This window comes from Mycobacterium sp. GA-2829 (assembly GCF_001499965.1).
Taxonomy (GTDB): Bacteria; Actinomycetota; Actinomycetes; order Mycobacteriales; family Mycobacteriaceae; genus Mycobacterium.
Map to the genome: position 1 here is coordinate 12,768 of NZ_LQIT01000052.1, position 18,745 is coordinate 31,512.

Consider the following 18,745-nt stretch of genomic DNA (forward strand, 5'->3'; position numbering starts at 1 on the left):
CCCTGCGCCACAACAGAACACGAAAGGCTGCGCCTATGAGCTCGTCCGAGAAGTCCACCGCAGGCACCGCGCAGATCGGGGTCACCGGCCTTGCGGTGATGGGCTCGAACATCGCCCGCAACTTCGCCAGGCACGGCTACACCGTCGCCCTGCACAACCGGTCGGTCGCCAAGACCGATGCGCTGCTGGCCGAGCACGGGTCCGAGGGCGACTTCGTGCGCAGCGAGACCATCCCGGAGTTCCTCGCGGCGCTGGAGAAACCGCGCCGGGTGCTGATCATGGTCAAGGCCGGTGCGGCCACCGACGCCGTGATCAACGAACTCGCCGATGCGATGGAAGAAGGCGACATCATCATCGACGGCGGCAACGCCCTCTACACCGACACCATCCGCCGGGAGAAGGCGATCCGCGAACGCGGCCTGCACTTCGTCGGCGCCGGCATCTCCGGCGGCGAGGAGGGTGCGCTCAACGGGCCGTCGATCATGCCCGGCGGACCCGCCGAGTCCTACGAGTCGCTGGGCCCGCTGCTGGAGGAGATCTCCGCGCACGTCGACGGTGTCCCCTGCTGCACCCACATCGGCCCCGACGGCGCGGGCCACTTCGTGAAGATGGTGCACAACGGCATCGAATACTCCGATATGCAGCTCATCGGCGAGGCCTACCAGCTGCTGCGCGACGGCCTCGGCAGAACCGCCCCCGAGATCGCCGACGTCTTCGACGAGTGGAACTCCGGTGACCTGGACAGCTTCCTGGTCGAGATCACCGCCCAGGTGCTGCGCCAGACCGACGCCAAGACCGGCAAGCCACTGGTCGACCTGATCCTCGACGAGGCCGAGCAGAAGGGCACCGGCCGCTGGACGGTGAAGTCCGCACTCGACCTCGGCGTGCCCGTCACCGGTATCGCCGAGGCGGTGTTCGCCCGCGCGCTGTCGGGTTCGGTCGCCCAGCGCCAGGCCACCACCGGGCTGGCGTCGGGGAATCTCGGCGAGAAGCCAAGCGATGCTGACCAATTCGTGGAGGACATCCGCCAGGCGCTGTACGCGTCGAAGATCATCGCCTACGCCCAGGGCTTCAACCAGATCCAGGCCGGCTCCACCGAGTACGACTGGAACATCGCCCCCGGCGACATGGCGAGGATCTGGCGCGGCGGTTGCATCATCCGGGCGAAGTTCCTCAACCGGATCACCGACGCGTTCGACAACGACCCCGATCTGCCGACGCTCATCGTCGACCCGTACTTCCGCGACGCGATCGAGAACGCGATCGACGGCTGGCGTCGCGTGGTGGTCAAGGCCACCGAACTGGGCATCCCGATCCCGGGCTTCTCCTCGGCGCTGTCCTACTACGACGGGCTGCGCACCGAACGCCTGCCCGCCGCCCTGACCCAGGGGCTGCGCGACTTCTTCGGCGCGCACACCTACGGTCGCATCGACACCGACCGCGACAAGCGCTTCCACACCCTGTGGAGCGGCGACCGCAGCGAGGTCGAGGCCTAACTTTCTTGCCGCGACCAGACACAGATTCGCGTTCTTGACGCGCTCATCGCGCGAATCTGTGTCTGCTCGCGCCACTAGACTGGCCCCCGATGAGATTCCTCGACGGCCACCGCCCGGCATACGACCTGACCTACGACGACGTGTTCGTCGTACCGCAACGGTCGGATGTGCCGTCGCGTTTCGACGTTGACCTGTCGACCGTCGACGGGTCGGGCACCACGATCCCCGTCGTGGTCGCCAATATGACCGCCGTCGCCGGTAGGCGGATGGCCGAGACCGTGGCCCGCCGCGGCGGTCTGGTGGTGCTGCCGCAGGATCTGCCGACCTCGGCGGTCCAGCAGACCGTCGACTTCGTCAAGAGCCGCGACCTCGTCGTCGACACCCCCGTCACGCTGGCACCCGACGATTCGGTGTCCGATGCGATCGCACTGATCCACAAGCGCGCGCACGGGGCGGCCGTGGTGGTATTCGAGGGCAGGCCGATCGGGCTGGTCACCGAGGCCACCTGCCTCGACGTCGACCGGTTCACCCGGGTCCGCGACGTCGCGGTCACCGATTTCGTCACCGCGCCGGTGGGCACCGAACCGCGCAAGGTGTTCGATCTGCTCGAACACTCCCCCGTCGGAGTCGCGGTGCTCACCGAACCGGACGGCACCCTCGCCGGTGTGCTCACCCGCACCGGTGCGATCCGGGCCGGCATCTACTCCCCGGCCGTCGACCGGCACGGCCGGCTGCGCATCGCGGCGGCCGTCGGCATCAACGGCGACGTCGGCGCGAAAGCGCGGTCACTGGCCGAGGTGGGCGCCGACCTGCTGGTGATCGACACCGCGCACGGCCACCAGACCAAGATGCTGGATGCGATCCGCGCGGTCGCCGAACTAGACCTGGGCCTGCCGATCGCCGCCGGCAACGTCGTCTCGGCAGAGGGCACCCGCGACCTCATCGCCGCAGGCGCGTCGATCATCAAGGTCGGCGTCGGCCCCGGCGCCATGTGCACCACCCGGATGATGACCGGCGTGGGCCGGCCGCAGTTCTCCGCGGTCGTCGAATGTGCCGCCGCGGCATCAGAACTCGGCGCACATGTCTGGGCCGACGGCGGCGTGCGCCATCCCCGCGACGTCGCGCTGGCACTGGCGGCGGGCGCGTCGAACGTGATGATCGGCTCCTGGTTCGCCGGCACCTACGAATCCCCCGGCGACCTCATGCGCGACCGCGACAACCAGCCGTACAAGGAGAGCTACGGAATGGCGTCCAAGCGGGCGGTCGCCGCGCGCACCGCCGGGGACAGCCCGTTCGACCGTGCGCGCAAGGCGCTGTTCGAGGAGGGCATCTCCACCTCGCGGATGGCGCTGGACCCGGCGCGCGGCGGCGTGGAGGACCTGCTCGACCACATCACCTCGGGCGTGCGCAGCACCTGCACCTACGTGGGCGCCGCGACGCTGCCGCAGCTGCACGAGAAGGTGGTGCTCGGCGTCCAGTCGGCCGCCGGGTTCGCCGAGGGTCGCCCGCTGCCCACGGGGTGGTGAGCGTCCGGTTACGATTGGGCCACCGCGCCGTCATTCGCTGACGGTCGACGTCCAACCGAGGAAGGGATCACGTGCCGCAGGCACCCGCCGAGGCCCGGTGTGCACCGGAGGCCTGCCGGGCCGAGCACCCGTCCACCGAGCCACCCGACGCCGAGCCCTCTTCTAGTCGGCCGGGCGCACGGCCCGGCTCACCGGTGAGAACGCGATGAGCGTCGCCTACACCCTGTTGTCGCTGCTGGCGATCGTCGTGCTGACGGCGGGGACGGCGGTGTTCGTGGCCGCCGAGTTCTCGCTCACCGCGCTGGAACGCAGCACCGTCGAGGCCAACGCCCGCAGCGGCGGCCGGCGCGATCAGCTGGTGCGCCGCGCCCACCGCACCCTGTCGTTCCAGCTCTCCGGTGCCCAGGTGGGCATCTCGATCACCACGCTGGCCACCGGGTACCTGGCCGAACCGGTGGTGGCCCGATTGCTGCACCCGCTGCTCGACGGCATCGGCCTGCCCGACGACGCGGCAGCCGCGGTCGCACTGTTCCTGGCCATCCTCATCGCCACATCGGTCTCGATGGTCTTCGGCGAACTGGTGCCCAAGAACCTCGCGGTGGCCCGCCCCGCGCCCACTGCGCGCGCCGCGGCGCCGCCGCAGCTGATGTTCTCGGCGATCTTCACCCCGCTGATCCGGCTCACCAACGGCACCGCCAACTGGATCCTGCGCCGCCTCGGCATCGAACCGGCCGAGGAGCTGCGCTCGGCGCGGTCGGCGCAGGAGCTGATGTCGCTGGTGCGCAACTCCGCGCGCAGCGGTTCACTCGACCCGGTCACGGCGCTGCTGGTGGACCGGTCGCTGCGGTTCGGCGACCGCACCGCCGAGGAGTTGATGACCCCGCGCACCGAGATCGAGGCACTGCAGTCCGACGACACCGTCGCCGACCTCATCGCCGCGGCCATCGAGACCGGCTACTCCCGGTTCCCCATCGTCGACGGGGACCTCGACGCGACCGTCGGCGTCGTCCACGTCAAACAGGTGTTCTCGGTGCCGCGCGAGGACCGGGCGCGCACCCGGCTCGCCGCGATCGCGATCCCCGTCGCGACCGTGCCCTCGACACTCGACGGTGACGCGGTGATGACCCAGATCCGCGCCAACGGGTTGCAGACCGCGCTGGTCGTCGACGAGTACGGCGGCACCGCGGGCATGGTCACCGTGGAGGACCTGATCGAGGAGATCGTCGGCGACGTCCGCGACGAACACGACGACGCCACCCCCGACGTCATCGCCGCCGGCGAGGGCTGGCAGGTCTCCGGGCTGCTCCGCATCGACGAGGTCGCCACCGGGACCGGGTTCCGCGCCCCGGAGGGCGAGTACGAGACGATCGGCGGCTTGGTGCTGCAGGAGTTGGGGCACATCCCCGAGGTGGGCGACTCCGTCGAGCTGACCGCGTTCGACCCGGACGGTCCGATCGAGGACCCGATCCGCTGGCAGGCCAAGGTCGTGCAGATGGACGGCCGCCGCATCGATCTGGTGGAGCTGATCGAGCTCGGCCGCCGCGGCGACACCGATGGCGACACGGCCGACGATGACGAGCCGGAGGAGGACCGCTGATGGGTGGCGATCTGTTCGGCGTCGTGCTGACCGTCCTGCTGCTGGCGGCCAACGCATTCTTCGTCGCGTCGGAGTTCGCGCTGATCTCCGCGCGCCGCGACCGGCTCGAGGCCCTGGCCGAACAGGGTAAGAACAGCGCCGTCACGGTGATCCGCGCCGGTGAGCACCTGTCGCTCATGCTGGCCGGCTCGCAGCTGGGCATCACGATCTGTTCGATCCTGCTGGGCCGCGTCGGCGAACCCGCGGTCGCGCACCTGCTGGAGAAGCCGTTCGGGCTGCTCGGCATCCCGGACGCGGTGTTGCACACCGTCTCGTTCGTGGTGGCGCTGAGCGTGGTGGTCACCCTGCACGTGCTGCTCGGCGAGATGGTGCCGAAGAACATCGCGATCGCCGGGCCCGAGTCGGCGGCGATGCTGCTGATCCCGGTCTACCTCGTCTACATCCGGGCGGCGCGACCGTTCATCGCGTTCTACAACTGGTGCGCCAACGCGACCCTGCGCGCGGTCGGGGTGGAACCGAAGGACGAACTCGACGTCAACGTCTCGACGGTCGAGCTGTCGGAGATGATCGCCGAATCGGTCTCCGAAGGGCTGCTCGACCCCGAGGAGCACATGCGGCTCACCCGCGCCCTGCAGATCCGCAACCGGACGGTCAAGGACGTCGCGATGCCGCTCGACACCATCCACGCGATCCCGGCCCCGTCCCCCGGACAGGGACCCACGGTCGGCGCGGTCGAACGCGCGCTGGCCGAGACCGGCTACTCCCGGTTCCCTGTGACGGCGCCGTCGGGTCAGTTCCTGGGCTACCTGCACATCAAGGATGTGCTGCCGCTGGTCGACGACCCCGACGCCGTGCTGGACCGGACCATGGTGCGCCCGCTACCGCAACTGCCCGCAGCGCTGCCGCTGCCGGATGCGTTGTCGCGGCTGCGCCGCATGAACAGCCACCTGGCACTGGTCACCTCCGACGGTTCGATCACCGCGATGGTGGCCTTGGAGGACCTCGTCGAGGACCTCGTCGGCACCGTGCGCGACGGAACCCACCGGCGGTGATGGCGGAAGTCGTCGACGAATCGGTCTGGATGCGGCGCGAACGCATCCACCGGGACCGCGTGGACGCCTTCTGCGCACCGCATCTGGCGCGACGCAGCACGGGCCGGTCACACCCGGTGTGGGACTTCCTGTTCACCTACTACAGCCTGCGGCCGCGTCAGCTGCGGCGCTGGCATCCGGGTTTCGGCGTGGTGCTGTCGGGTCCGGCGGCCCGCACGTATCTGGACCGCCCCGGCTACGGCCCCGTGTCCGGCGGCGTCACCGTCACCGCGGAGTATCTGCGCTCGCGCGCGGCCACCGTGGAGTTCGTCGCGGCGCTGCTGCGCGCCACCGCGGCCAGGCCGGCTCGGCTGAACTGCTTCGGGCTGCACGAGTGGGCCATGGTGTACCGCGACCCCCATCCCCGCCACGACGCGGTCCCCCTGCGGCTCGGCCGCGACGGCACCGATGCGGTGGTGGAGTCGATGCCGTTGCGCTGCAGCCACTTCGACGCATACCGCTTCTTCTCCGACGCCGCGGTGCCCCGCAATTGCGAACCGTTGAGCCGCGACCGGCAGATCGACACCGAGCAGCCGGGCTGCCTGCATGCCGCGATGGACCTCTACAAGTGGTCCTACAAACTGTCGCCCCTGGTGAACGCCGAGCTGGTGATGGACTGCCTGGACCTCGCCGCCGATGCCCGGCTGCTCGACATGCGCGCGAGCCCATATGACCTCAGCGGCTACGGATTCGACCCGATCCCCGTCGAAACCCCGGCGGGGCGGGCGGAATACGTGCGGGCCCAACAGGACATCGCCGATCGGGCGGCGCCGCTGCGCGCCACACTCGCGGCGCGCTGTGACGCACTGCTCACCGCACTCGACGGCGACGACTCGGCGGCGGAGCAGGTTGGATTCGCAGACTTTACCCATGGGTAAGCTGGATCGACGGCGGCGTGCCGGATGGTGCGCGTGATGACGGCCGAGGAGGAAGACGATGACTGATCGCGTGACGGTGGGAAACCTGCGCGTGGCCCGCGCGCTCTACGACTTCATCACCGATGAGGCCCTGGCCGGTACCGACCTCGACCCCGACAGTTTCTGGTCGGGCGTGGACAAGGTCGTCGCCGACCTCACCCCGCGCAACCAGGAGCTGCTCGCCCGCCGCGACGAGCTGCAGGCCCAGCTGGACAAGTGGCACCGCCAGCGCGCCATCGGCCCGCACGACGCCGCCGAGTACAAGCAGTTCCTCACCGACATCGGCTATCTGGAGCCGGACCCGGGTGACTTCACGATCACCACAGCCGATGTCGACGACGAGATCACCACGACCGCCGGCCCGCAGCTGGTGGTGCCGATCCTCAACGCGCGGTTCGCGCTCAACGCGGCCAACGCCCGCTGGGGTTCGCTCTACGACGCGCTCTACGGCACCGACGTCATCAGCGAGGAGGACGGCGCCGAGAAGGGGTCGAGCTACAACCGGGTGCGCGGCGACAAGGTGATCGCCTACGCCCGCGAATTCCTCGACGGCGCAGCGCCGTTGGCGTCCGGCTCGTACTCCGACGCCACCGGCTTCAAGATCGACGACGGACAGGTGCTGGTGACCCTCGGCGACGATCTGTCGACAGGATTGGCCACCCCCGAACAGTTCGTCGGCTACTCCGGCGAGGCGGACAATCCGTCGGCGATCCTGCTGCGCAACAACGGTCTGCACATCGAGATCCTCATCGACCCCGACTCTCCCATCGGCTCGACCGACAAGGCCGGCGTGAAAGACGTCGTGCTCGAATCCGCCGTCACCACCATCATGGATTTCGAGGATTCGGTGGCCGCTGTCGACGCCGAGGACAAGGTGCTCGGCTACCGCAACTGGCTGGGCCTCAACCGCGGCGACCTCAGCGAAGAGGTCAGCAAGGGCGGTGAGACCTTCACCCGCGTGCTCAACCCCGACCGCACCTACACCACCCCGGACGGCTCCGGGGAGCTCACCCTGCCCGGGCGCAGCCTGCTGTTCGTCCGCAACGTCGGCCATCTGATGACCAATGACGCGATCACCGATGCCGAGGGTAACGAGGTCTTCGAGGGCATCCAGGACGCGCTGTTCACCGGCCTGATCGCCAGCCACGGCCTCAAGGAGAGTGACGCGAACGGGCCGCTGCGCAACAGCCGCACCGGTTCGGTGTACATCGTCAAGCCGAAGATGCACGGCCCCGACGAGGTGGCGTTCACCGTCGACCTGTTCAGCCGCGTCGAGGATGTGCTCGGGCTGCCGCAGAACACCCTCAAGGTCGGCATCATGGACGAGGAACGCCGCACCACCCTCAACCTCAAGGCCTGCATCAAGGCCGCCGCCGACCGCGTGGTGTTCATCAACACCGGCTTCCTGGACCGCACCGGCGACGAGATCCACACCTCGATGGAAGCCGGCCCGATGATCCGCAAGGGCGCGATGAAGAGCCAGCCGTGGATCAAGGCCTACGAGGACCAGAACGTCGACGTCGGTCTGGCCGCCGGGTTCTCCGGGAAGGCCCAGATCGGTAAGGGCATGTGGGCGATGACCGATCTGATGGCCGACATGGTCGAGCAGAAGATCGGCCAGCCCAAGGCCGGCGCCACCACCGCGTGGGTGCCGTCGCCGACCGCGGCCACGCTGCACGCGATGCACTACCACCAGGTCGACGTGTACGAGGTGCACCGCGAACTGGCCGGCCAGACCCGGACCAGCATCGACGATCTGCTGACCATCCCGCTGGCCAAGGAGTTGGCGTGGGCACCCGAGGAGATCCGCGAGGAGGTCGACAACAACTGCCAGTCGATCCTCGGCTACGTGGTGCGCTGGATCGACGCGGGCGTCGGCTGCTCGAAGGTGCCCGACATCCACGACATCGCGCTGATGGAGGACCGTGCCACCCTGCGGATCTCCAGCCAGCTGCTGGCCAACTGGCTGCGTCACGGCGTCATCACCGAAGAGGACGTGAAGGCCAGCCTGCGCCGGATGGCGGCGGTGGTCGACGAGCAGAACGCCAAGGACCCGGATTTCAAGCCGATGGCCACCGATCCGGACAACAGCATCGCGTTCCAGGCCGCGCAGGAGTTGATCCTGGCCGGGGCGGCGCAGCCGAACGGCTACACCGAACCGATCCTGCACCGGCGCCGTCGTGAGTACAAAGCCGCCGTCGCCGGCGCCTGAGGGTAGGCATGGGTAGGCACAGCATCCCCGACCCCGAGGACTCCGACGACGACGCCGGCATCCCCGAAGACGAGATCACCGACGACGGTGATGATTACGACTCCCGGCCGGGTGGTCGGCACAGCGGCGAGTTCCCGATGCAGTACTTCGCCCGGCCGGAAGACGGCCGGCCGGGCGACGAGTCGGCCCACCCGGACGACTATGAATACGACGCCTATGCCGGCGACGTGCGGGATGACGTCAGCGACGACGACGCCGACGACCGGCCGACGACCGCCATCCCCCGGCCGCCAACCGATCCGTCCGGACCCGCGCACGGCGGAACCTGGGACAGCGGCGAATGGACCGGTAGCCATCGGGCGGTGACGCCGGGACGCCGCGGCGTCAGCGTCGGGGTCATCGCCGCGCTCGTCACCGTCGTGGTGGTGGTCGGTGCGGTCATCCTGTGGCGTTTCTTCGGCGACGCACTCTCCGAGCGAGGCGACGTCGCGTCCGCACGGTGCGTCGACGGCAACCTCGACGTCGCCGTCCTCGCGGACCCGACGATCGCCGACACCATCCGCGGCCTGGCCGACCAGTACAACGAGAACGCCGCCCCGGTCGGCGACCGGTGCGTCAAGGTCGGCGTCAGACCGGCCGGCTCCAACCAGGTCATCGACGGCTTCCGCGAATCGTGGCCCGGTGACCTCGGCGAGCGCCCGGCGCTGTGGGTACCCGCCAGCGGTGTGTCGGCCGCGCGCCTCGAGGCCGCCACCGACCAGAAGACCGTCAGCGACGCGCGCACCCTGGTCAGCACCCCAGTCGTCCTCGCTGTGCGACCGGAGCTGAAAACCGCGCTTGCGCAGCAGAACTGGGGCACCCTGCCCGCTCTGCAGTCCAACCCTTCGGCATTGGACGGTCTCGGCCTGCAGGGGTGGGGCGCGTTGAAGCTCGCCCTGCCGAGCAGCGGTAACGCCGACGCGTCGTACCTGGCCGCCGAAGCGGTGGCCGCGGCGGCGGCACCGAACGGCGCACCGGCAACCGACGGGATCAGCGCGATCAACACGCTGGCCGCAGGCGCCCCGGAACTGTCCTCCGACACCGCTGACGCCGCGATGACGGCGCTGCTCGACGCCGACGATCCCGCCAGGGCCCAGGTACACGCCGTGGCGACCACCGAACAGCAGGTCGTCAAACGCGCCGCGGACCTGTCGGACGCGAAGTCGGCGCTGGCGTCGTGGCTGCCCCCCGGCCCGGTCGCGACCGCCGATTATCCGACGGTGCTGCTGTCGGGTGACTGGCTGTCCCGTGAGCAGGTGACCGCCGCCAGCCAGTTCGCGCGGTTCATGCGCGAACCCGACCGCCTCGCCGAACTCGCCAAGGCCGGGTTCCGCACCCAGGGGGGCACCCCGCCGCCGAGCGACGTCACCGACTACCCGAAGCTCGGGGCACCGCTGTCGGTCGGCGACGGCGCCGCCCGGGTGAAGCTGGCCGACGCGCTGACCTCACCGGCACAGGCGGCCACCACCACGATCATGCTCGACCTGTCGATGCCCACCCCCGAAGGTGACAACACGCGGATGGGCAACGTCGTCAACACGCTTATCCCGCGGGTCGAGGCGCTCGCCCCGTCGACGGCGGTGGGCCTGTGGACGTTCGACGCGGCGGCCGGCTCCTCGCAGGTGACCACCGGACCCCTGTCCGAACAGGTCGGCGGCCAACCACGCTCGGCCGCGCTGACCTCGACGCTGGACAACCTGTCGTCCACCTCCGGTGGGGCGGTGTCGTTCACCACGCTGCGGCTGGTCTACAACGAGGCACTGTCGAGGTTCCGCGAGGGCCAGCCGAACTCGGTGCTGGTGATCACGGAGGGTCCGCACACCGACCGCACGCTGGACGGTCCGGGCCTCGAGGCGTTCATCCGGGACGCGTTCGATCAGGCGCGGCCGGTGGCGGTCAACGTCATCGACTTCGGCGATGATTCCGACCGGTCGACGTGGGAGTCGGTGGCCCGCACGACGGGCGGTCAGTACCAGAACCTGGGCACTTCGGCGTCGCCGGAGCTGACCGCCGCGATCACCGCGATGCTGCGTTAGCGGCTGGTCAGCAGGCCCAGCGCGCTGCGAGCGAACACCTCGGGCACCTCGACCTGCGGGTAATGGCCGACCCTGGGGAGTTCGACCACCTCCGCGGTGGGCCGCAGCTGGCGCAGCCCGTCGAGGACGGCGGTGGTGGCGACCGGATCGTCGAGGGCCCACAGGAAGTTGAGCGGTTTGGCCCAGTCCCGCACCGCGCCGTGCCAGCGTGAGGCATAGCGTTCACGTTCGTCGAGGTAGGACGCGAGTAGGTGCGCGATGCGGTGCCCGTCGTGGTGCGCCAGTAGCGCCCACTGGGCCGCCGCCTCCTCCTGATCCAGGGGGTGGTCGGTGCCGAACAGCTTCCCGAAGCCGCGGATGAAACCGGCGCGATTGACACTCCGGGCGGCCAGCGCGCCGAGCGGGCTGCGCAGGATCTTCTGACCAGGCCGCAGGCTCGCGCGGTCCAGCATCACACTGCCGTTGGTCAGGACGACGCGGCGCAGGTCGAAGTCCAGGCGGCCCTGCAGGTCTCGCGCCACCAGCTCGGTGGCCACCGAGGTCCCCATGTCGTGCGCGATGAGGTCGACCGGACCCGCGACCGCGGCGTCGGCGACGGCCGCTTCGACCAGATTGGCCTGTTCGAACAGGCTGTAGCGGTGCGGCCGCGGTTTGTCCGAGAGGCCGAAGCCGAGGAAGTCGAGTGTCAGCCATCCCCGGCCGTCGAGATGTGGGACCACACCCCGGAAGTCGTACGAACTCGACGGATAACCATGCAGGAGCAGCACAGTCGGCCCGTCGCCCGGTGCTGAGCGGACGAACACCGACCCGACGCGCGTGGTCACGAAGCGGCCGCCTTCGCGCCACTGCCGCACTCTGGCAGGCAACATGGCGGCACATTACCAACGCGGAGGTGTTGGCCATCGCAACGACCTCCGCGGTGAGGCTGCGCAATGCCCGCCGCGTTGCCGAAGGCCGATGTTAGATACGGACCATGGGGCGGGCGAGCAATGACACCATCGTCGAGAATGCGACCGGCGCGGACAGCGCACGAGACGATGCCGCGGTGCGCGCCTACGCGCGGGCCGGTGGCGACCGACGACTGATCCTCGCGTCGGTCGTCGGGTTCGTCGCGTTCAACGCCGGATCAACCTGGCTTTTCGGGATTGCCGAGAAGTGCGGGATCCTGCACTTCGCCTCCCAGTTCTCCGGCAGCGGTGAGCGCTTCGACTGGCTCGTGCAGGGCTGCACGGTACCCGCCTCGGTCCAGCAGATCCTCCTGCCCGACTTCCTCGTGATGGGCGGGTACTGGCTGATGTTCACCGCCATCCTCGTCGCGGGGTGGTGGCGCATCACCGTGCCCGCGCTCCGGCGCGCCACGTGGGTGTTGTGGCTGCCGACGATCGCGATCGCCTGCGACGCCGTGGAATACGTCCTACTCACGGTGCTGATGTACAAGCGCCCCGACGGACAGTTCGCCTACCGGGGTGACGGCGGGCTGATCAACTTCCTCCAGATGGCGGTGTCGTCGGCGAAGTGGCTGGCCGTCGCCACGATGGCGGTGGCCGGGCTGGTGGCTGCGGCGGTGTGGTTCACCCGCAGGCACGCACCGTTCCCGCCGCCCGCTGAGGCGCAACATCCGATCGCGGACGTCGAAGAACCTGAGGCGAGTTCGCTGCCGGACCGTCTGACCCGGGTGGTGCTCGCTGGTTTGACGCTCTTCATCGTGGCCTGGGTTCTCGGGCTGTTCATGACGCATTGCGCGATCGACAGCGGTCAGCTCGGCCCGGCATATTGCGCGCCACCGCCGATCCCGGCCGACCATTTCGCTGCGCCCAGTGTCGTTTTCGCGGTGATCGGACTGGTATGCCTGGCCGGCAGCGTGGTGGCGCTCCGCCGCGGCGCGCGCGTGCGGACGGTGGGGTTCGTGCTGATCACGGCGTCGCTGTTCCTGGCGGTGTGGCTGGTGTGGGCGCCGGCTTGGTTCCGGTCGCTGGACGACGCGACAGTGCTGGCGGCGGCCGCCGGTGCCCTCGTCCTGGCGGGCGCCGTCGCGGGCCTGTTCCCCCAGACCCCGGGTCCGCGCCGGTGGGCCCTGCGAGCGCTCGTGGCAGCGGGTATGGCGGCCTGGGCGCTCGTCGTCATGTACGCCGTCGCGGCCTCGGTGTCGTGGTCACCGTCGACGCCGTGGGGCACGATCTCTGTGTCCGCCACATCGCGGTGGTCGGTCATCCTGGCAGGCGCGATCCTGGTCACGGTGTACGTGACGCATACCGTGCGGCACTCGTCGGCGACTCGCACGAGAGGGAGATGACGTGCGCACCGTGGTGGCGCCCGTCTCCCCGCAGACCGTTCGACAACACATCGCCAGAGAGTTCACAGGCAACACTCAGCAATCGCGAACGCCCCACCCAGCAGAAGACGAACACGTCCTGACCAGTACAGCCTGACGACAGACGCCCCCCATCGGCAAACCTCTCCCAACGAGCCGAAACCGTCGACCGCTGTTAGTGTGATCCACTGCCGGCGCAATCACTCATGGTCATATGGCGCCCGGCTCCAACCGCGGGGGCCGCGGTCGGCGTGGGGGTTGGGGGCCGCATTGTCTCGTACGTCGCCCGAGCGTAGCCGCGGCGCATCGGCGATCGTCACCGGTGCGGGCAGCGGAATCGGTGCCGCATTCGCGATCGAACTCGCTGCGCGCGGGGGGCGGGTGGTGTGCGGTGACATCAACGTCGACGCCGCCGCCCGCACGGTGGAGCAGATCACCGCCCGCGGCGGTGCGGCGTTGGCGGTGCGGTGCGACGTATCGCGCATCGACGAAGTGCGTGAGTTGGCCGAGCAGGCGCAGGCGTGGTTCGGCGGGCCGCCCACGCTGGTGATCAACAACGCCGGAGTGGTGGTCGGCGGCAAGGAGATCGGTGAGGCGCCGCTGGACGACTGGTCGTGGGCGTTGGGCATCAACCTGTGGGGACCGATCCACGGCTGCCACGTCTTCGTCCCGATCCTGCGGTCTGCCGGATACGGCGGGATCATCAACGTCGCCTCCGCGGCGGCCTTCGGCGCGTCCCCCAACCTCGCGGTGTACAGCGTCACCAAGGCGGCGCTGCTGTCGATGACCGAGACCCTGCGCGCCGAGCTCAGCGGGAGCGGGGTGACGGTCACCGCGCTGTGCCCGAACATGGTCAAGACCAACATCGTCGGATCCGGCCGCATGACCGCCGAACAGACCAGACGCGGCGGGCGGGCGATGAAGATGACCGGCATCACGCCGGACACTGTCGTCCGCAAATGCCTCAAGGCCCACGACCGAGGCAGTGTCTACTGCTTCCCCAACCTGGACGCCAAACTCGGCTGGCGGGTGACCCGCTGGGCGCCGGCGACCTATACTCGCGCGCTCGGCCTGGTACACCGGTTCAGCGCACCGCAGTCGGTCGCCGAGCACCGCCGGATCGCCCGCAGTCGGGCATCCTGAGGGCTCGACGTTCAGCCGCCGTCGTAGGTGGAGATGAACTCGCGCTGAGTCTTGCTGCGCAGCAGCATATTGTCGAGGTTCACACCGAGTGGACGAACGATGTTCAGGAAGTTCCAGCGCGCCGGGATGATGACCCGAACCTTGCCCTTCTCCACCGCGCGGATCAGGGCCGTCGCCGCCTTCTCCGGTCCGATGGTGAGCCGCTGCTTGGCGCGTGAGGGCGGTGTGAGCGACTGCGCGAGCATGGCGGTGTCGATGGGCCCGAAATAGGCGATGGTGACGTCGACTCCGTGCGGGGAGAGCTCCATCCGCAGACCGCGGCCCAGCATCTCGACCGCGGTCTTGCTCGTCGAGTAGGCGACCCCGCCGACGGCGGGCAGCAGTGTCCCGTACTCGGTGTTGGGTGGCCACCCCATCGACGAAACCACCACGATGTGGCCCCGCGACGCGATGAGGGGTTCGAGCGCTGGGTGGATCGTGTTGAGCGTGCCGAGCAGGTTGACATCGATGACCCGTTGCGGCTCACCGGGTTTCAGTGACCGCAGGGTGGCGGGCAGGTGGGTGATGCCCGCGGTGCAGAAGACCGCGTCGAGTTTCCCGAACTCCTCCACCACACGGTCGACCGCCGCCGCCATCGCCTCGCGGTCGGCCACGTCGGCGCCGATGGCCAGCGCCGCCCCACTGCGGGCGGCGGCGTCCTCGTCGATGTCCACCGCGCACACCGTGGCGCCGCGCTCACGCAGCAGTTTCACTTGTGCCGCGCCGATTCCGGCGCCCGCGCCGGTGACGAGCGCGACGGCTCCCGAGAAATCTCGCACTGGGCGCTCCGATCGAATCCGCGCTGCCATCTGTCACCGGGACACTACACCGATCGGCGCCCGTAACGGCTCGAAAGAGACGACCGCACAGCGAATTTCGTTCCCTATGCAAACACACTGGGCCACGGGCCCGTCTGCTCATATGCTGGGCCGAATCCGTCTCGCAGTCAGTGCGATTCGCGACGCATAGGGAGGCCCCGTGGAGTACTCGGATGCGGGCTGGTTCGGCGCCGCACCGCGACGGCGAAGGGTGCGCGGCGTGCGGTCCTTCTCCTGCTACGTGCCGATGCGGGACGGCGTGCGCATCGCGGTCAACGTCTACCTGCCCGCCGAGGCCGCCGACGGTACGCGATTAGCCACGATCCTCAACCAGACCCGGTACTACCGGGCGATGGAGGTGCGCCAGCCGCTGCGCGCGGCACTCGGCGGCCGGCCGTTCCACCACATCCCGTCGACGGCGCGGTGCCGGAACCGGTTCCTGGCGAACGGGTACGCATGGGTGGACGTCGACGTCCGAGGGTCGGGCGCCTCGTTCGGTCACCGGATGTGCGAGTGGTCGCCGGACGAGATCCGAGACGGCGGGCAGATCGTCGAGTGGATCGTCGCCCAACCCTGGTCCGACGGGTCGGTGGGTGCGCTCGGCAACTCCTACAGCGGAGCCGCCGCGGAGATGCTTCTCGTGGCCGGGCATCCCGCCGTCCGCGCCGTCGCGCCGCGGTACTCCCCGTTCGACGCCTACACCGACATCGCCTTTCCCGGCGGCGTCCACGCCGCATGGTTCACCGAGACGTGGGGCCGGTACAACGCGGCCCTGGACCGCAACGCACCGCACGAGGTGGCTGGCTGGTGGGTACGTCTGCTGGTGACGGGGGCGCAACCCGTCGATGGGGATCGGCGCAGGCGGCTGCGCCGTGCCGCGATGGCCGAGCACGCGGCCAACTACGACATCGACGATCAGGCCAGGGCGCTGGCCTTCCGCGACGACGTCGCGCCGTCGGATCCGTACCATCAGCCCGGCGGTGAGGGCCCCGAGCTGATCGGGCACCCGATCGACGAGTCCGGCAGCATCAATCTGTTCAGCCCGCACAACTATTGGCGCGACGTCGAGAAATCCGGTGCCGCGGTCTACAGCCACAGCGGCTGGTTCGACGGCGCGTACGCCCATTCCGCGATCAAGCGGTTCCTCACGCTGTCGTCGACCGATGGTCGGCTGCTACTGGGCCCGTGGAGTCACGGCGGGCGATGGCACGTCGAACCGCATCGACCGCCGGCGGGCTCGCGGTTCGACCACGAGGGAGAGTTGCTGCGCTTCTTCGATGAGCATGTCCGACAACGCCATACGGGGCTGGGCGGCGAGGACCGCGTGCACTACTTCACCATGGGCGAGGGCTGGAAGTCGTGTGCGTCGTGGCCCCCGCCTGCCGTGCCGCGCACGTACTATCTGGACGCCGCCCGCACGCTGAGCGAGGCCGGTCCGGACGGGGACAGCGGCGCCGACGAATACGTCGTGGACACGACGGTGGGCACCGGCGAGCACTCCCGCTGGCGCACGCAGGTGGCCGTCGGCGAGGCGGTCCGCTACCCCGACCGCAGCACGGTCGATGGGCGGCTCCTCGCCTACACCACAGCACCTTTGGAGCGCGACATCGAGGTGACGGGGCATCCGGTCGTCACGCTGTTCGTGACGGCCGACGCCGCCGACGCCACGGTGTTCGTCTATCTCGAAGACGTCGACGACCGTGGCCGGGTCGCGCCGGTCACCGAGGGGCAGCTGCGTGCGGTGCACCGGCGGCTCAACACGACTCCGGCGCCGTATCGGCAGACGGTCCCCTACCGCACCTTCCGGCGCGACGACACCAGCGCGCTGGTTCCGGGTGAGATCGCGGACCTGACCTTCGATCTCATTCCGACGTCTCACCTGTTCCGGCGCGGTCACCGGATCCGGCTCGCGATCGCGGGGACCGACGCCAGCCATTTCGCGATGGTGCCCGGCTCGGCGACCACGCTGGGGGTGCACCGCAGCCGGACGTACGCATCACGGGTGGAGCTACCCGTGGTGGTGGCGTGAGCGCTGAGCGGCGATCCACTCGTCGGTGAACCGCTGCAACCGGGCGATCTCCTCGACGCTCTGGCGGCCCATGAAGCTCTCGATCTTTCCGCCCACGAGCGGGACGTTGACGGCCACCCGACCGGTATAGGCCATCCGCGATCCGTGGTCGGTGTTCTCGAGTACGCCCTCCCCCGTTGCGGACACCGGCGCGCCGGGCACCGTCACGTCGATCGCACCGCGCACGCGGCCGTCGTCGAGCCAACACCACCGCTCGCTGCGGATCATCTCGAGGTCACCGGAGCGGAGCTGGGTCACCATTCGGGGTAGCCGGTCGCGCACGAGACCGAGGGAAATGGTCACTGCCACAGTGCCCGTCGCGTCCGTGTGCAGAGAGGTGACGGCGGCGCTGCCGCCGGTGAACGTCTGCAGACGCTCTGCCCAATAGCGCTCGTCGGCGAACGCGGCAAGGATCTCCACGGCCGTTGCGGGAGACTCGACGGAGATCTCGAAGGTGCGCGGCATGTCAGGTGTTCCTCTCTCGCAGAGGCGATTTGGTGGTGGCTTCGGCGTATTCGCCGCGCCCGCGGCGAAGTGGTGACATCATCGGGCGATGAGCAACAAACTCCGGTCGGTCGAAGGTTCGTCGCCGTGTTCGGCGCCCGCGGAGACGGTGTGGGCGGTGTGGACCGATCCGTCGGCCTGGCCCGGCGAGGTCATCGAGATGGGCAGTGTGAACGGCGATTTCGCCGTCGGATCGCGGGTCGGTGTGAAGGTGAAGGGTGGCGTCAAGACGTACTCGACGCTGACCAGGGTCGAGCGCCCATCGATCTGGACGTCCGTCACGAAGTTCCCGGGGCTCACGCTCACCTACGAGCACACGATCGAACCTCATGAGGCCGGCACACTGCTGACCGAACGGGTGATCATGGGCGGCGCCTTCGCAGGGGTGGCGCATCTCGCGCTGCGGCGCAACCTCCGGGAGACGTTCACTGCGGTGACGGGATATATCGGTCAGCTTGCAGAGTCACGCCTGCCAAGGTAGGCGGCGCGTCCGAGGCCGCCTCGGACAGATGGCCCGCCAGGACGAACGCGGTGAACACGAATACCGCGATGGCGAGGACCATTTCCTTCAACGGGTCGTTGACCCGGCGGTGGGCCAGCACGGCACCGATCAGCAGGAGCAGCAGCCCGACCGCTGCCGCGATGGCCAGCGGCCGCCAGAACAGTCCGCCGATCAGACCGACGACCGACGCCCACTGGCACCAGCCGATGAACCGGGTCAGGCCGCGCGAGATCCTCAGGTGCACTTGGTTCTTCCGGGCGTCGCCGACGAAGAACACGTTGAGGAAGCCGGCCACGGCCATGAAGATCGCGAGGCCGACCGACACGATGATGATCGCGATCTGCACAGCTCGCTCCTCTCTGAATCGCTACGAAGGTGATAAGCTGGCGGCGAAGCAAGCTGTCGTGCCGACGCAGACGTCCAAGCCTTACACGGTGGTTCCCACG

At 69.3% G+C, this 18,745-nt stretch carries 15 protein-coding genes; 11 read left to right on the forward strand and 4 right to left on the reverse strand.

Annotated elements, in window-relative coordinates; translation table 11 throughout:
* Window positions 1-35 precede the first annotated feature (35 nt).
* The 7 genes from gndA (at window position 36) to AU194_RS25280 (ending at window position 10,914) form a co-directional block, all read left to right on the forward strand.
* The gene (gndA, locus tag AU194_RS25250) at window positions 36-1,496 is read left to right on the forward strand and encodes an NADP-dependent phosphogluconate dehydrogenase (RefSeq protein ID WP_059092014.1); all 1,461 of its coding nucleotides are present in this window, start codon (window positions 36-38) and stop codon (window positions 1,494-1,496) included.
* A gap of 89 nt (window positions 1,497-1,585) precedes the next feature.
* A complete protein-coding gene (locus tag AU194_RS25255) occupies window positions 1,586-3,022 on the forward strand; it encodes a GuaB1 family IMP dehydrogenase-related protein (RefSeq protein WP_059092015.1) in 1,437 nt (478 codons plus the stop codon).
* Between the two features lie 205 nt (window positions 3,023-3,227).
* Window positions 3,228-4,619 carry a hemolysin family protein gene (locus AU194_RS25260; RefSeq protein WP_059092016.1) on the forward strand — a complete coding sequence of 464 codons (1,392 nt, stop codon included), beginning with the start codon at window positions 3,228-3,230 and terminating at the stop codon, window positions 4,617-4,619.
* Window positions 4,619-5,671, forward strand: a complete 1,053-nt coding sequence (locus AU194_RS25265; protein ID WP_059092017.1) for a hemolysin family protein — start codon at window positions 4,619-4,621, stop codon at window positions 5,669-5,671. Before AU194_RS25260 ends, AU194_RS25265 begins: the two co-directional genes overlap by 1 nt.
* Window positions 5,671-6,588: a 3-methyladenine DNA glycosylase gene (locus AU194_RS25270; protein ID WP_197417739.1), complete on the forward strand. Its 918-nt coding sequence runs from the start codon at window positions 5,671-5,673 to the stop codon at window positions 6,586-6,588. Before AU194_RS25265 ends, AU194_RS25270 begins: the two co-directional genes overlap by 1 nt.
* 58 nt (window positions 6,589-6,646) lie before the next feature.
* Entirely contained in the window at window positions 6,647-8,839 is a 2,193-nt protein-coding gene (locus tag AU194_RS25275) for a malate synthase G (RefSeq protein ID WP_059092018.1), read from the forward strand.
* Between the two features lie 8 nt (window positions 8,840-8,847).
* Entirely contained in the window at window positions 8,848-10,914 is a 2,067-nt protein-coding gene (locus tag AU194_RS25280) for a hypothetical protein (protein WP_059092019.1), read from the forward strand.
* On the opposite strand, the gene AU194_RS25285 is transcribed toward AU194_RS25280, so the two are convergent.
* Window positions 10,911-11,783 (reverse strand): alpha/beta fold hydrolase, encoded by an 873-nt coding sequence (locus tag AU194_RS25285; protein WP_059092020.1) that lies wholly within the window; start codon window positions 11,781-11,783, stop codon window positions 10,911-10,913. The genes AU194_RS25280 and AU194_RS25285 overlap by 4 nt on opposite strands.
* A gap of 104 nt (window positions 11,784-11,887) precedes the next feature.
* Here AU194_RS25285 and AU194_RS25290 point away from each other — a divergent pair, with 104 nt between their 5' ends.
* Both AU194_RS25290 and AU194_RS25295 read left to right on the forward strand, forming a co-directional pair.
* On the forward strand, window positions 11,888-13,207 hold the full coding sequence (locus tag AU194_RS25290) for a hypothetical protein (RefSeq protein WP_059092021.1): 1,320 nt from the start codon (window positions 11,888-11,890) through the stop codon (window positions 13,205-13,207).
* A 288-nt stretch (window positions 13,208-13,495) separates the two neighbouring features.
* Window positions 13,496-14,368 carry an SDR family oxidoreductase gene (locus AU194_RS25295; protein WP_059092022.1) on the forward strand — a complete coding sequence of 291 codons (873 nt, stop codon included), beginning with the start codon at window positions 13,496-13,498 and terminating at the stop codon, window positions 14,366-14,368.
* A gap of 11 nt (window positions 14,369-14,379) precedes the next feature.
* Here the strand turns inward: AU194_RS25295 and AU194_RS25300 are convergent, their stop codons facing one another.
* Window positions 14,380-15,186, reverse strand: a complete 807-nt coding sequence (locus AU194_RS25300; protein ID WP_059092023.1) for an SDR family NAD(P)-dependent oxidoreductase — start codon at window positions 15,184-15,186, stop codon at window positions 14,380-14,382.
* 259 nt (window positions 15,187-15,445) lie between these two features.
* Here AU194_RS25300 and AU194_RS25305 point away from each other — a divergent pair, with 259 nt between their 5' ends.
* Window positions 15,446-17,254 carry a CocE/NonD family hydrolase gene (locus AU194_RS25305; RefSeq protein ID WP_231743576.1) on the forward strand — a complete coding sequence of 603 codons (1,809 nt, stop codon included), beginning with the start codon at window positions 15,446-15,448 and terminating at the stop codon, window positions 17,252-17,254.
* Here AU194_RS25305 and AU194_RS25310 read toward each other — a convergent pair.
* Window positions 17,234-17,758 (reverse strand): DUF2505 domain-containing protein, encoded by a 525-nt coding sequence (locus tag AU194_RS25310; RefSeq protein WP_059092025.1) that lies wholly within the window; start codon window positions 17,756-17,758, stop codon window positions 17,234-17,236. The genes AU194_RS25305 and AU194_RS25310 overlap by 21 nt on opposite strands.
* 88 nt (window positions 17,759-17,846) lie before the next feature.
* On the opposite strand from AU194_RS25310, the gene AU194_RS25315 reads away from it, so the two are divergent.
* A complete protein-coding gene (locus AU194_RS25315) occupies window positions 17,847-18,278 on the forward strand; it encodes an SRPBCC family protein (protein ID WP_059092026.1) in 432 nt (143 codons plus the stop codon).
* Here AU194_RS25315 and AU194_RS25320 read toward each other — a convergent pair.
* Window positions 18,223-18,645 (reverse strand): DoxX family protein, encoded by a 423-nt coding sequence (locus tag AU194_RS25320; protein ID WP_059092027.1) that lies wholly within the window; start codon window positions 18,643-18,645, stop codon window positions 18,223-18,225. The genes AU194_RS25315 and AU194_RS25320 overlap by 56 nt on opposite strands.
* Window positions 18,646-18,745: the final 100 nt, after the last annotated feature.